This window comes from Oceanicaulis sp., from assembly GCF_965249665.1.
GTDB lineage: Bacteria > Pseudomonadota > Alphaproteobacteria > Caulobacterales > Maricaulaceae > Oceanicaulis.
The window spans coordinates 1,623,227-1,636,385 of record NZ_OZ252247.1; the positions used below are offsets into that span (position 1 = coordinate 1,623,227).

The window sequence follows — 13,159 nt, forward strand, 5'->3', positions numbered from 1 at the left end:
CATGAGCGGTGTACGAAAACAGGCCGAGCGTTTCAAAGCGCTGGGGTTCAGCGCACGCGATGTGCGTCACATCGCAGTGTATGTCGATCCGTCTATCAGTGAAATTGATGGGCAGCTCGTTCAGACTCACACAGCCTATGTGGGTGAACGCGACGGCAATTTCTTTATCGATTTTCCCACCGAAATGATCTTTGTCGTCATGACCGCGGGTTGGGAGTTCGAGCGCTTCGAATTGGCCGGTAAGGTTTGGGATGGCATCGCTGTGATGCCTGAAGACTCAGACTTTGAAGTGTCCTTCGGTGATGAAGGGCGGCAGAGCGTTGTTGTTGTCGATAAGTGCCAGTGTTTCTTTACATATCGATATCAGATAGTGCTGAGAAATCAAAAGACTGGGGAGCGGGTGGTGGTCGACCCCGGCGTTGGCAATGATGACCGCCCCCTCCCGCCGCCTCCGCCTCCGCCGCCTCCTGGCCACTAGGCGTTCGGGAAAAGGCGCTTGAAGGCCGGGCTCGACTGTCTGACGCTTTGAACGGGGCCTTCTGCAACGATCTCGCCTTGATCAAGAACCGCGACTTGATAGGCGCGCTCCAGCAGCCGCGCGCGATGGGTGACGATCAGCGCGCTGCGGCGCGCGTCTTCATCCAGCCAGTCATCCAGCGCATTCAGGAAGTCGGTTTCCGTATCCGCGTCGAGCCCTTCTGTGGGTTCGTCGAGCAACAGCACCGGTGCGTTCTTGACGAAGGCGCGCGCCAACGCGATCCGGCGCGCCTGCCCGCCTGACACCAGACCGCCGAGCTCACCGGTCCAGCTCGCCAGTCCGTCTGGAAGCTTGCGCACGAAATCCGCCGCCCGCGCCCGTTCAAGTGCGTGCCAGAGTTCGTCTTCGCTCGCCTCTGGATTTGCGAGGCGCAAATTGGCGCGAATGGTGGTCGACAGCAGCTCCGCGCGTTGGTCAACCAGTGCAAAGCGGCTGCGCGTGTCTGAAATGGCGAGCGCATCAAGCGCTGTTCCCCCCAGGCTGATCTCGCCTGATTGCGGTGCATAAAAGCGCATCAGGAGTTTGATCAGGCTCGACTTGCCGGCGCCGGAGGCGCCAACGAGCGCCAGCCGACCGCCTTCGGGCAGGCTCAGATTGGCGTCGCGCAGCACGGGCGTGTCGGTATCAGGATAGCTGAAGTGAAGCCCCTTCACCTCAATATCCCAGCGATCCGGCAAGGGCTGAGGCGAAGCGGGATCGCTCACGGCAGGCTGGATTTCCGTCAGCGTCTTCAGCCGCCGGGCGGAGGCTGTGGTCTTGCCGTAAAGCTCTGCCGCCTGAACCAGGGGCGCGGCGGCTTCAAAGAGCGCGAAGGCGACAAAGCCCGCCAATGCCGATATGGGGGCTGCCGCGCCTGACGCCGCCGCGAGGCCGAAGCCAAGCACAAAGCTGGCGGGAGCGGACAGCGCAAGCAGCGCGCTGTTGAACATGGAAATTCGTGCGATGTCGCGCTGGGCGGCGACGCACTCGGCGTTGGACTGTTCGAGATGGCCGATAATGCGGTGCTCGGCCCCATAGGCTTTCAGCTCCGCCAGTCCGGAGACCAGGTCTGCGGCGTCGGCGCGCATGGAACTGGCGCTGTGCGTCAGGGTTTCCCCAGCCGCGCCCGCCGATTTCGCGACCCTCAAGGGCAGGATCACGCTCGCCAGAACGAAAACGCCCAAAACGCCTGGAAGCGCCGCCGGCGCCAGAAGCGCCAGCAGCACGCTGGTGAAGAGCGCGCCCGCCAGCGCGGCGGTGACCGGCGTGACAAAGCGCAGATATAGCGCATCCAGCGCGTCGACATCCTGGGTGACGCGGGAGAGCAGATCCCCGCCGCGAATACGGCCCAGACGAGCGGGCGCCAGGGGCGCAGCGGTTTCGAACACCCAGAGCCGCAGGCGCGACAAAATCCGGAAGGTCGCCTCATGGGTGACCATGCGCTCGGCATAGCGTCCGACGGTGCGCCCCATAGCAAAGCCGCGAACACCGCCGGAGGCGAACAGATAGTTGAACGCCCGACCGGCTCCCGCCAGTCCCGCGACTGCAGACGCGGTGATGAACCAGCCTGATAATGAGAGCAGACCGATGCCGGCCAGGAGCGTCAGAGCGGACAGGGCGGCGCCCAGGCGAAGCCACCAGCGGTCCGGGCGCGCCAGGGCGAGAAAAAAGCGCAGATCCTTCATGATGCGCCCTCAGTCTCGAGCGTGATCACCTGGTCTGCGGCCTCACGTACGGCGGGGCTGTGGGTGGCGATGATCACGGTGCGGCCTTCACTGATGCGCTTGAGCGCGGCGAGAAAGCGCGCTTCCGCTTCGCCGTCCAAATGGGCTGTGGGTTCATCCAGCAGCACAAGTTTCATATCCACCGCCCAGGCGCGCGCCAGCGCCAGTCTTTGCGCCTGACCGCCCGACAGGCCGTAACCCTGATCACCGACCTTAGTTTGAAGGCCTTCAGGCAGGCTGGCGGCGAAATCCATGACGCCGGCGGTTTCCGCTGCGCTCTGGATGCGATCAAGAGGCACTGAGCGATCAAACAGGCTGATATTGTCAATCAGTCTTCCGAAAAACACATGCGGGCGCTGCGCGATCCAGGCGGCTTGTCCGATCAGAGGCGCCTTGAGCTCATCGCCATCCATGAAAATCTGGCCGTCCGTATGCGGCGCATAGCCCATCAAGAGCTTCAGCGCCGTGGATTTTCCCACGCCGGACGGTCCCCACAGGGCGGTGATTTTACCTGCCGGCGCTTCAAAGCTGAGCGGGGCAAGCCCCAAGCGACCATCGGGATAGACGCAACCGGCCTGGACAAACTTGATCGCGGGCGGCGTGTCCATCGATTTTAAGGCGGCGGTCGCGGGGGCGATGGCCTGCTGTGTGAGCCGGGTTTCGCTGTCTGGCTCAGCGTCGGTCATGAACGGAGCGAGCGCTTCGGCCCCGGCTTCCGCGTCAGCGCGATCATGATAGGCCGCCGACAAGCGCCGCAAGGGCATGTAAAACTCTGGCGCCAGGACCAGACAGAACAAGCCGGTCTGCAGCGTGATGGTTTCGCCGGTGCTAAAGGGCATCTCGCCCAGAAGCGAGAAGCCGATATAGATCGCAGACCCAGCGACCGAGAGCGCCGCAAAAAACTCCAGCACGCCAGACGACAGAAACGCCATCGCCAGCACTTTCATCGTGCGTCGCCGAAAATCTTCGGACGCCTGGGCGAGCCCGTCCCGCTCGCGCTCCACCGCATTAAAGGCGTTGAGGGTTTCCAGGGCGCGCAAACGATCGTTGAACCGTCCCGCCAGCCTCTGCAACGTGGTGAGCTGGTCCTTGGAGGCCGCGGCCGCGCCTGCGCCCACCAGCGCCATGAAGACGATCAGCAAGGGCGCGGTGATCAGAAAGATCAGGCCGACGATATAGCTGGCGCTGAACGCCGCCGCCATGATGATCAACGGGCCGACCATGACCACGCCCATCAAAGGGCGATAGCGGCCATAATAGCCATCCAGCTTGTCCACGGCGTCAATCAGGGCGGAGGTGGTTTCCCCGGAATCAAAACGTTCGGTGTAACCCGGCCCAAGGGCTGCGAGCTTTCGCGCCGCCAGGGCGCGCACGCTCTGGCGCACTTTCAGGCTGGCTTCGACGCCGGTGCGGGTTTCGGCCGCCTGACACGCCGCCCGTATGCCTGCGCACGCCAAAGCCAGGAGCAGGCCGGGCCAGATTGCGCTGTTATTGACCAGGGCGCTGACCGCCCAGGCTGCGCCCCAGGCGAAGCCCACAAAGACGGCGTACTGGGCCGCGCCGAAAGCCATGCTTTGACGGGTCAAAGCAGTCGCGGGCTCGCCCCATGCTTTCAGCAAGACGCCGAGCTCGGCCTTGCGGGCTTTGCTGGCGGTTTTCTCGGCGTCGGCTGACAATTCAGTAGTGCTCATGGCCTGCGACATACACGCCCTTGCCCGATTTTGACTGCGGCGCCTCGTCCCATGCGACACCGTGCAGACGATACAAACTAACGTTCTTGCCAGATAAATGCGGCTACTGCGCTTTCGGGCGTACTCATTTAACGACTTCTTTTAAAGCCTTGGAGGGTGAAATGGTCGATATGACCGTTGTGGAGTTGTCGCGGTGGCAGTTTGCGCTGACCGCGATGTATCACTTCCTCTTTGTACCGCTCACGCTTGGACTGTCCATCATACTCGCCATCATGGAGAGCGTATATGTGATGACAGGCCGACAGGTCTGGCGGGACATGACGAAGTTCTGGGGCACGCTGTTCGGCATCAACTTCGTGCTGGGCGTGTCCACAGGGATCACCATGGAATTCCAGTTCGGCATGAACTGGTCGTACTATTCTCACTATGTGGGCGATGTGTTCGGGGCGCCGCTGGCGATTGAGGGCCTGATGGCCTTCTTTCTGGAAGCCACATTGGTGGGTTTGTTCTTCTTTGGCTGGGACAGGATGAGCAAGCACGGGCACTTGGCCGCCACCTGGTTGATGGCGCTGGGCACCAATCTTTCCGCCCTCTGGATTCTGATCGCCAATGGCTGGATGCAGAACCCGGTGGGCTCGGAGTTCAATCCCGAGACCATGCGCATGGAAGTCACCGACTTCATGGCGGTGCTCTTTAACCCGGTCGCCCAGGCGAAATTCGTGCACACCGTGTCCGCCGGCTATGTCACTGGCGCGCTCTTCGTTCTGGCGATCTCGGCTTTTTTCCTGCTCAACCGTCGCTTTGTGGGCTTCGCCAAACGCTCGATGACGGTCGCCGCTGCGTTTGGTCTGGCGAGCGCGCTGTCTGTCGTGGTGCTGGGTGATGAGAGCGGTTATGCGCTGACCGACAACCAGAAAATGAAACTCGCAGCGCTGGAGGCCATGTGGCACACCGAACCCGCGCCGGCGCCCCTGACGCTGATAGGCTTTCCCAATCGGGATACCCAGGAGACCGAACACGCCATCAGCATCCCTTGGGTGCTGGGCCTGATCTCGACCCGGTCTCTGGATGGGGAGGTGGAAGGCATTTTGCCGCTGGTCGGGCAGGCGGAAACCCGCATCGAGAACGGCGTCCTGGCTTATGACGCGATGATGCAATTGCGCGAGGACCCTGACAATGCAGACGCCCTGGCGCAGTTTGAAAGCGCGCGCGATGATCTGGGCTACGCCATGCTGCTGCGACGCTATGTGGCTGACCCGCGCGAGGCGGGGCCGGATCTGATCGCGCAAGCGGCTATGGACACGGTGCCCAATGTGGCGGTGATGTTCTGGAGCTTCCGCTTCATGGCGGGCTTGGGCTTTTACTTCATCGCCCTGTTCGGGACCGCTTTCGTTCTGAGCTCGATGCGCAAGCATGAAACCCGCTGGTTCCTGAAACTGGCTTTGGTGTCTCTGCCCTTGCCCTGGGTGGCTGCAGAGCTGGGGTGGCTGTTGGCGGAGTATGGCCGTCAGCCCTGGATTATCGAAGGCGTTCTGCCGACCTTTGAAGGCGTGTCGAGCCTTCATCCCTCACAAATGATCATGACCATCATCGGTTTCACCGTGCTCTATGGCGTGCTGGCGGTCGTGGAGGTGATGTTGATGATCAAATATGTCCGCAAGGGGCCTTACCCGGACGGCCCGTCACGCGGTGCATCCCGTAAGCCGCAGGGCGGGTTCGTCCCGCTGCCGGCCGAATAGGGAGGATCGATTATGGAAATTCCTCTGTCTTACGAACTCTTGCGTGTGATCTGGTGGGCGCTTCTCGGCGTTCTGCTGATCGGCTTTGCGATCACGGACGGCTTTGATCTGGGCGTTGCCGGCTTATTGCCCTTTGTCGCTCGCACAGACGCCGAACGCCGGCTTGCGATCAATACGGTCGGGCCGACCTGGGAAGGCAATCAGGTGTGGCTGATCCTGGGGGGCGGCGCCATCTTCGCCGCCTGGCCGCTGGTCTATGCGGTCTCCTTCTCGTCATTCTATCTGGCGATGTTTGTTGTGCTGGCGTCGCTGATCCTGCGGCCCGTGGCGTTCAAATACCGCTCCAAGCGAGAGGATCCGCGCTGGCGCCGCTTCTGGGACTGGGCGCTGTTCACGGGCGGTGTCGTCCCGGCGCTGATCTTTGGCGTCGCGGTGGGCAATGTCCTCGTCGGCGCGCCGTTCCGGATGGATGACGACATGCGCATCTTCTGGGACGGATCATTCTTCGGACTGCTCAACCCCTTCGCCCTGTTGTGCGGTGTGTTGAGCGTGACCATGCTGTTCCTGCATGGGGCGGCCTGGTTGTCGATGAAAACCGAATACGGCGTCGTCCGGGATCGGGCGCGCGCTTATGCGCCGATCTTCGCGTTCGCCTCAATCGTGCTGTTCGCAGCAGGTGGGGCCTGGGTGGCGTTCGGGGATCTGGGCTATCAGGTCACCAATACGGTCGCCGCGGACGGGCCTTCGAACCCGAGATTTACAGAAACTGTACGTGAAAGCGGCGCCTGGTTGTCCAATTACGGTCGCTATCCGTGGATGCTGATCGCGCCTGTGCTCGGTTTCGGCGGAGCGGTGTTGGCGCTGTTCGGACTGCGCTCCAACTCCGAGGCGATGACCTTCGTCGGATCCAAGCTTTCCGTTGTGGGCATCATCTCGACGGTGGGCTTGTCGATGTTCCCCTTCATCCTGCCGTCCAGCGTGGATCCTAACGCGTCCCTGACCGTGTGGAACGCATCGTCCAGTCATACGACCTTGTTCGTGATGCTGATTGTGACCGCCGTCCTGTTGCCGATTGTCCTGGCGTACACCGCCTGGGCGTTCAAGGTTATGTGGGGGCGGGTGACCACCGAGGCGGTCGCCAAGGGCGATTATTACTGACACCAAGGAGAGACGACCAATGTGGTATTTCGCCTGGATTTTGGGCCTCGGGCTCGCTTGCACCTTCGCCATTCTCAACGCCATGTGGCATGAGCTGTCACTGAGCGATAGCGGAGACACCGGCAGCTCGGATGAAGCCTTCTAGCGCTTTTGTCGCTGCTCAATAGAAGACAGCCCGGACCGAAAGGTCCGGGCTGTTTTGCGTGACGCAGAAGCCGCTTGTGGCTCAGGCGGCTTCGGTGTCGTTGGCGGGGTTGGGTTCAGCGTCCCCCTCAGAGTCGTCGTCGGCGAAGGTGCGAACCTTGATGGGGCCGTCCCAATCGCGCAGCAATTGTGCTTTTTCCTCGGCGGTGATTTCCACATGTGCGCCGTGCAAATACCAGCGACCGGCATCATCGCGTACGGGGATTTCGGTGGTGCGCCAGTGCGAGACCGGATCACCCTTATTCTCATAGGTCCAGGTCACCTGCATGGAGGCGACGCGACCTGAAAAGGCGCCGAGAGTCAGGAAAGCGTTCAGAATTTCGATGACGTCAGAGTTGGTCGACTCAAGAACTTCACCGGGCGTCAGTCGCTCGAAAGGCGTGCCGTGATCGCGCAAAGCTTCACTGACAGTGTCAACAACGACCTTGCCGTCGACTTCGGCCAGCATGCTGATCAGGTGCGGCGAATGGCTGATCGTCGTGCGGAAGTGTTCAAACAGCGGTCTGTGTTCCGGCTCCTGCAACAAACGCTCGAGTTTCACTTCAAGCTGAGCGGAGGGGGACGCTGTGGAATTTTCAAGTCTCGATACATAGGCTTGGCTGACGCCGAGCAGATGCGCTGCAGCCTCTTGTTTCAGACCGGTGCGTTGGCGGAAAGCTCTGAGCTCTTTTCCCCAATTCATAATTTAGACCCATTCAATTGATCGGAGCACCGCGGTGCGTTTATTGAATCTGACTCAGTGATTTATCCGGTCTTATTCGCAATGCTGCCGCACTGCAACGCATTCGCGCTTAAAAATGCGCTCTCCACCTGCCGAGCTGAACTTGACCGGACGTTTTGCAGCCGTACTGTCGCCCCAACAAAGCCGCCAATCGTGCGGCTACGAGGGAGGACAATGCTATGGGCTTATGGTCGGCGATCCGTCGCGAGTGGTTTTATACGACGCAACTGGCGCGCATGTTGGGCGCACTGAAAAAAATCACGCCGGATTCTGACTATCTGACCCCCGACCTTCTGGAAGAGAGTGTCGACAAGCACCAGCAGCGCACGGCCTTCATCACCGAAAGCGGCGTCGAGATCAGTTACGCCCAGTTTGACCGCTATGCGAACCGCGTCGCTCACTGGGCGCTGGCTCAAGGCTTGAAGCCAGGTGACACTGTTGCGCTCTACATGGCCAATCGTTGGGAATATGTGGCGATCTGGTACGGCCTGTCGAAAGTCGGCATCATGGCCGCGCTTCTCAACAACCAGATCACAGGACATTCGCTGGCGCATTGCATCAATGTGTCCGATGCCCAGCATGTGATTGTCGAAGGTGACATGGCCGAAGCGTACGTAACCGCGTGCGAGTTGATTGACTGCGCCATGACGCCCTGGATCAGCGATGGCGCCCAGGCCAAGGTGCCCGGCGGCAAGGATTTTGATGCGGCTCTGTCCGGCCAGTCCGATGTGCGCCCCGATCGCTCCTATCGCGCCCAGTTCACGGCCAAAGATCCGTGCATGAAAATGTACACGTCAGGCACCACCGGCCTGCCCAAGGCGGCGATCGTCGCGCACACGCGGGCGCTGTATTACCTGCAGGTTTTCGGCGTCTCCGGTCATGCGTCCAAAGACGACCGGATGATGATGGTGCTGCCCATGTATCACGCCACCGGCGGTCTGTGCGGGGTTGGCGCGGCGCTGTCCTTTGGCGGCGCGGTGATCGTGCGCAAGAAGTTCTCCGCGACGCGCTTCTGGCAGGACGCCACAGAAACCGGCGCGACCATGCTGATGTATGTAGGCGAGTTGTGTCGCTTCCTGGTCGCCGCTGAACCCACGGAGTGGGAAAAGAAGCACAAGATCCGCATCGCCATCGGCAATGGCTTGCGTCCCGACGTCTGGCCGCGCTTTGTGGAGCGGTCCGGAATTCCGCGGATCATGGAATTTTATGGCGCGACCGAAGGCAATGTGGGCCTGATCAATCTGGATTCGAAACAAGGCGCGATCGGTCGTGTGCCGCCGCACCTGTCCAAGCGCTTCAACATCAAGCTGGTCAAGTTTGATATGGATGAGGAAGCGCCCATCCGCGATGCGAATGGTCATTGCATCGAGTGCAAACCGGGCGAGGTGGGCGAGGCGATCGGCGAAATCCGGTCCGATGACGCCCGCTATCGTTTTGACGGCTATGGTGATGAAGAAGCCACCAAGAAGAAGATTCTGCGCGACGTTTTTGACGAAGGAGATGTCTATTTCCGTACCGGCGATCTGATGAAGCGGGACGCGCAGGGCTATTTCTACTTCGTCGACCGGGTGGGCGACACCTTCCGCTGGAAGTCGGAGAACGTCTCCACCAATGAGGTCGCGGAAGTCTTCGGCACGCACGAGAAAGTGGTTCAGGCCAATGTTTATGGCGTGGAAGTCGCCGATTATTCGGGCAAAGCCGGCATGGTGGCGCTCGTGGCTGAAGACGGGCTGGATCTCAAATCACTGCATGCGCATGTGACGAAAGAACTGCCGCATTATGCTCGTCCGCTCTTCATTCGCCTGAGCAAAGATACTCAGGACGAGAACACTACCGGCACGTTCAAATTGAAGAAGACGGATCTGGTCAAACAGGGCTGGGATCCTGAAGCAATTCCCGAACCTGTGTATTTCGATGATCCCGATGCGGGTGAGTATATTCCGCTGACCGCGGAGATTCGCGCCCAGATCATGTCTGGCGAGAAACGGGTCTGATCATGGTGTTGCTGCCGGAAGACGTTCTCGACTTCTGGTTCGAGCAGGCGGGCCCCAAAGCCTGGTTCGCGGTGGATGCGGCCTTTGACGCCCGTGTCCGCCGGATATTGGGTCCGGCCTGTCATGGCTTTCTACAGACCCGGTCTGTGCTCGATCATCCCTGGATGGTCGAGCCGGAGAGCGCGCTGGCGCTTGTGATTGTGCTCGATCAGGCGCCGCGCAATGTGTGGCGCGGTTCAAACGCCGCGTTCAAGCTCGATCCTTTGGCGCGAGAAGCCGCCATGGCCATGCTGGATGCGGGGTTTGACTGGGCCTTGCCCAAAGAGCGCCGGGCCTTTGTCTATTTGCCGTTCTCGCATTCTGAAGATATCGAGGATCAGGCGCTGGCGGTTCTGATGTGCGAGGAGCGGTTGGGCGCAGACAGCGAGAACACCCGTCATGCCCGCGCGCATATGGATGTGATCGCACGCTTTGGCCGTTTTCCCCATCGCAACGCCGTCCTGGGGCGCACGCCGCGCGCCGAAGAGGTCCGCTTTCTGGAAGAGGGCGGATATGCGCCGGGTCTGAAACGCTCGGCAAAATCGTCCCAAGGGCAGTCCTGACTCGGTCTGTGCGCCGAATGTATTGCGTAACATATTGAAATTGCTGGGCTGGACTTCGGCAGGCGCTTTGCAAGACAGGCGCTCAGTCGTGTCTCAGGAGCCCTCGTTCATGTCCGCCCAACGTCAGTCCCGAATTACGCCGCTCGATATTCGCGCCATCGCCTTCACCTTGGTGGATCGTCATGGCGACCAGGCGCTGAATTATGCCGATCTCGCGGTGACCGAGCTTGAGCAGAAGGGCGAGGATGAAAGCGCCAACGCCTGGCGCGTCTTGCGTTGGGAAATTCAGGACGCCCTGGCTGGCGTCATTGGCCGTGAAAGTCCGATCCAGATGCAATAATTGTTGGTGGTCATGGGAGTTTGTCTTGCCAGGCTGCACGCCCTCAGACAGCTTTGAGCCATGAGCGACCCTTCACCCTTCGACACCTGGATCAGCCAGGCTGGACTGAACGATCTGTTCAATCCGCAGAAAACCGTCACCGCCATGCGCGACGCCATGGCGCGGATGGAGGAACTGGTCGAGGTCGCGCCGCCTCCTGTCGAAGCCGTCCAGGATATCGAGATTAAAGGCGGCTCTGGTGCGCGCCCGGCGCGCGTGTATCTGCCCTATGGCGCGCAGCCTGACAGCGGGCCGGGCCTGATTTTCTATCATGGCGGCGGATTCATGGTGGGATCGCTCAACTCGCATGATCCCTTGTGCCGTCGTCTCGCGGCAGTGTCAGGCGTGCGCATTTGTTCGGTCGATTACCGCTTGGCGCCCGAACACCCTTTCCCTGCCGCGGTTGATGACGCCTTTGCCGCCATGGATGCGGCGCTGGCTGGCGATCTGGCGGAGTATGGCTTTGATCCAAACCGCCTTGCGGTTGGCGGGGATTCGGCTGGCGGCAATCTGGCGGCGAGCGTGGCGCGCGAACGCCGGGAGCAGCTGCACTATCAGCTGCTGCTCTATCCGCTGATGCAATTGTTGCAGACCAAGAAGGATCGACCGCGCTGGCAGGAAGGTCCTTTGCTGTCCGAGTTTACGCTCGAGGAGATCCGAAAGCATTACATCGCCAGCGCTGATCCCGCCGATGTGAGGATTTCGCCGCTTTTGGCGGATGATCTGAAGGGCTTGCCGCCGACTTACATACTTGCTGCAGAAATGGACCCGCTGCTTGATGAAGGGGCGGCCTATCGCGACCGCTTGGCGGCGTCCGGCGTGCCAGTGGAATACAGACTGTGGAAGACGGTGCCGCACGGGTTTTTGAATATGTCGCGCTTGTTTCCCGCTTGTATCTCGGCGATTGAGGCGTCGGCTCGCGCGCTGAGCCAAACCTTTGAGGCCTGAGCCTTGCCGCCAGCGCGTGCAGGTCTTAGCTCAACCCCATGACACTCACATCGAGATACAGACCCGATCCTCAATTCGCCGCCCTGGGCGATGAGTTTTCAGATGCGGTGGAAGCCGCGGATTTCCCGCAAGCCCGGTTGCGCTGGTGGAATGCGCGTTGGGCGCAGGAGGTGGGGCTGGAGGCGCTGGATGATGAGCAGCGCCAGACGCATTTTCATCGCTTCGCAGCCTTGCCGGACAATCAGACCGAGCCGCGGGCCCTGCGCTATCACGGCCATCAGTTTCGTGTTTACAACCCGCAGATCGGCGATGGGCGGGGCTTTCTCTACGCCCAGCTGCGCGACAGCCACGACCGCTTGCTGGATCTCGGGACCAAAGGCTCGGGACAGACGCCCTATTCGCGCTCCGGCGATGGGCGTTTGACGCTCAAGGGCGCGGTGCGTGAGGTGCTGGCGTCTGAAATGCTTGAAGCGTTGGGCGTTTATACCTCCAAGACCTTCGCGATTTTTGAGACTGGCGAACAGCTACACCGGGGTGATGAACCGTCCCCGACGCGCTCGGCCGTGATGACCCGGCTGCAACATTCCCATGTGCGGTTTGGCGTGTTTCAGCGCCATGCCTATCACGACCGGCCGGATCTGATTTCTGAGCTGGTCGAGTACGCGATTGAAAACCTCGTTCCCGAAGCGGCTGCGCTTGAAGGCGATCGCGCTGCGGCCTTGCTGGAGGCTGTGGTGAAGCGTTCGGCAAAGCTCGCCGCGCAATGGATGGCGGCGGGGTTTGTTCACGGCGTTCTGAACACCGATAATCTGGTGGTGACCGGCGAAAGTTTTGATTACGGCCCTTGGCGCTTTCTGCCGTATTTCGAGCCCGGATTCACCGCCGCCTATTTTGACGAGCAGGGACTTTACGCCTATGCGCGCCAGCCCGAGAGCGTGTTCTGGGCGCTGCAGCAATTGGGGGCGGCGCTGAGCCTTGTGAGCGAACGTGACGGCTTGATCCAGGCGCTGGAGCGCTACCCCGAGCATTACAAACGCGAGATTACTCAAGCCTTCCATCATCGGCTGGGCGTGAAAGCGCTGGGCGATGACCGTGACGGCGAACTGGTCAGCAGCCTTTTGAATGCCGGTCGCGAGCTTCAGATCCCGTTTGAAGCGATGTTTTTCGACTGGTTCGGCGGTGAGGCCTCGCGCGAGCGCGCGCTGCATTCAGATCGGTCAGGCCTTTATCGTCAGGACGCTTTCGGGCCCGTGATCGAGGCGCTGAGCGCGCGGACGCCTGTGCGGCCAGAGCGCCTGTCTCATGCCTATTTTCAGCGCGAGGACCCTGTGCATCTGACGATTGATCATGTGGAAGCGCTCTGGGCGCCCATCGCCGAAAGCGATGACTGGTCAGCGTTCGAGCAGACATTGGCGGATGTGAATGAAGCGCGCCGCGCCTATGATCTGGGTCGGGATCGGATCGGGTTTCTGCCGGAGTAGG

Annotated in this window: 12 protein-coding genes; 9 read left to right on the forward strand and 3 right to left on the reverse strand. The window is 60.9% G+C overall.

Going from position 1 to position 13,159, the window contains the following annotated elements:
* The first annotated feature begins 1 nt into the window (after position 1).
* Positions 2 to 478, forward strand: coding sequence for a hypothetical protein (locus ACP154_RS07810; protein ID WP_421860180.1), 477 nt, complete (start codon positions 2 to 4; stop codon positions 476 to 478).
* Here ACP154_RS07810 and cydC read toward each other — a convergent pair.
* Positions 475 to 2,202 (reverse strand): thiol reductant ABC exporter subunit CydC, encoded by a 1,728-nt coding sequence (gene cydC / locus ACP154_RS07815; protein ID WP_421860176.1) that lies wholly within the window; start codon positions 2,200 to 2,202, stop codon positions 475 to 477. The genes ACP154_RS07810 and cydC overlap by 4 nt on opposite strands.
* A complete protein-coding gene (gene cydD, locus ACP154_RS07820) occupies positions 2,199 to 3,932 on the reverse strand; it encodes a thiol reductant ABC exporter subunit CydD (RefSeq protein WP_421860173.1) in 1,734 nt (577 codons plus the stop codon). The genes cydC and cydD overlap by 4 nt, the downstream gene beginning before the upstream one ends.
* Before the next feature lie 161 nt (positions 3,933 to 4,093).
* Here cydD and ACP154_RS07825 point away from each other — a divergent pair, with 161 nt between their 5' ends.
* Genes ACP154_RS07825 through cydX form a run of 3 tightly spaced genes read left to right on the forward strand, consistent with a single transcriptional unit; the run spans position 4,094 to position 6,974 of the window.
* Positions 4,094 to 5,671 (forward strand): cytochrome ubiquinol oxidase subunit I, encoded by a 1,578-nt coding sequence (locus ACP154_RS07825; RefSeq protein ID WP_421860170.1) that lies wholly within the window; start codon positions 4,094 to 4,096, stop codon positions 5,669 to 5,671.
* 12 nt (positions 5,672 to 5,683) lie between these two features.
* Positions 5,684 to 6,829, forward strand: a complete 1,146-nt coding sequence (gene cydB, locus ACP154_RS07830) for a cytochrome d ubiquinol oxidase subunit II (protein WP_107712451.1) — start codon at positions 5,684 to 5,686, stop codon at positions 6,827 to 6,829.
* A gap of 19 nt (positions 6,830 to 6,848) precedes the next feature.
* On the forward strand, positions 6,849 to 6,974 hold the full coding sequence (cydX, locus tag ACP154_RS07835) for a cytochrome bd-I oxidase subunit CydX (protein ID WP_107712452.1): 126 nt from the start codon (positions 6,849 to 6,851) through the stop codon (positions 6,972 to 6,974).
* 81 nt (positions 6,975 to 7,055) lie between these two features.
* Here cydX and ACP154_RS07840 read toward each other — a convergent pair whose 3' ends face one another.
* Positions 7,056 to 7,715, reverse strand: coding sequence for a helix-turn-helix domain-containing protein (locus tag ACP154_RS07840; protein WP_421860165.1), 660 nt, complete (start codon positions 7,713 to 7,715; stop codon positions 7,056 to 7,058).
* A 218-nt stretch (positions 7,716 to 7,933) separates the two neighbouring features.
* Between ACP154_RS07840 and ACP154_RS07845 the strand changes: the two genes are divergently transcribed.
* The 5 genes from ACP154_RS07845 to ACP154_RS07865 all read left to right on the forward strand — a co-directional run bounded on the left by ACP154_RS07845 (position 7,934) and on the right by ACP154_RS07865 (position 13,158).
* Positions 7,934 to 9,748, forward strand: coding sequence for a long-chain-acyl-CoA synthetase (locus tag ACP154_RS07845; protein ID WP_421860162.1), 1,815 nt, complete (start codon positions 7,934 to 7,936; stop codon positions 9,746 to 9,748).
* Between the two features lie 2 nt (positions 9,749 to 9,750).
* Positions 9,751 to 10,350: a DUF924 family protein gene (locus ACP154_RS07850; protein ID WP_421860159.1), complete on the forward strand. Its 600-nt coding sequence runs from the start codon at positions 9,751 to 9,753 to the stop codon at positions 10,348 to 10,350.
* 109 nt (positions 10,351 to 10,459) lie between these two features.
* A complete protein-coding gene (locus ACP154_RS07855) occupies positions 10,460 to 10,690 on the forward strand; it encodes a hypothetical protein (RefSeq protein WP_107712456.1) in 231 nt (76 codons plus the stop codon).
* 60 nt (positions 10,691 to 10,750) lie between these two features.
* Complete coding sequence (locus tag ACP154_RS07860) at positions 10,751 to 11,677, forward strand: alpha/beta hydrolase (RefSeq protein ID WP_421860155.1); 927 nt, start codon at positions 10,751 to 10,753, stop codon at positions 11,675 to 11,677.
* Positions 11,678 to 11,715: 38 nt separating this feature from the next.
* Complete coding sequence (locus ACP154_RS07865) at positions 11,716 to 13,158, forward strand: protein adenylyltransferase SelO family protein (RefSeq protein ID WP_421860152.1); 1,443 nt, start codon at positions 11,716 to 11,718, stop codon at positions 13,156 to 13,158.
* The last annotated feature ends 1 nt before the right edge of the window (position 13,159 follow it).

Bases quoted from the DNA above. Each gene is read 5' to 3' on its own strand.
- ACP154_RS07810 (WP_421860180.1), top strand. From the start codon at position 2: ATGAGCGGTGTACGAAAACAGGCCGAGCGTTTCAAAGCGCTGGGGTTC.
- cydC (WP_421860176.1), bottom strand. From the start codon at position 2,202: ATGAAGGATCTGCGCTTTTTTCTCGCCCTGGCGCGCCCGGACCGCTGG.
- cydD (WP_421860173.1), bottom strand. From the start codon at position 3,932: ATGAGCACTACTGAATTGTCAGCCGACGCCGAGAAAACCGCCAGCAAA.
- ACP154_RS07825 (WP_421860170.1), top strand. From the start codon at position 4,094: ATGGTCGATATGACCGTTGTGGAGTTGTCGCGGTGGCAGTTTGCGCTG.
- cydB (WP_107712451.1), top strand. From the start codon at position 5,684: ATGGAAATTCCTCTGTCTTACGAACTCTTGCGTGTGATCTGGTGGGCG.
- cydX (WP_107712452.1), top strand. From the start codon at position 6,849: ATGTGGTATTTCGCCTGGATTTTGGGCCTCGGGCTCGCTTGCACCTTC.
- ACP154_RS07840 (WP_421860165.1), bottom strand. From the start codon at position 7,715: ATGAATTGGGGAAAAGAGCTCAGAGCTTTCCGCCAACGCACCGGTCTG.
- ACP154_RS07845 (WP_421860162.1), top strand. From the start codon at position 7,934: ATGGGCTTATGGTCGGCGATCCGTCGCGAGTGGTTTTATACGACGCAA.
- ACP154_RS07850 (WP_421860159.1), top strand. From the start codon at position 9,751: ATGGTGTTGCTGCCGGAAGACGTTCTCGACTTCTGGTTCGAGCAGGCG.
- ACP154_RS07855 (WP_107712456.1), top strand. From the start codon at position 10,460: ATGTCCGCCCAACGTCAGTCCCGAATTACGCCGCTCGATATTCGCGCC.
- ACP154_RS07860 (WP_421860155.1), top strand. From the start codon at position 10,751: ATGAGCGACCCTTCACCCTTCGACACCTGGATCAGCCAGGCTGGACTG.
- ACP154_RS07865 (WP_421860152.1), top strand. From the start codon at position 11,716: ATGACACTCACATCGAGATACAGACCCGATCCTCAATTCGCCGCCCTG.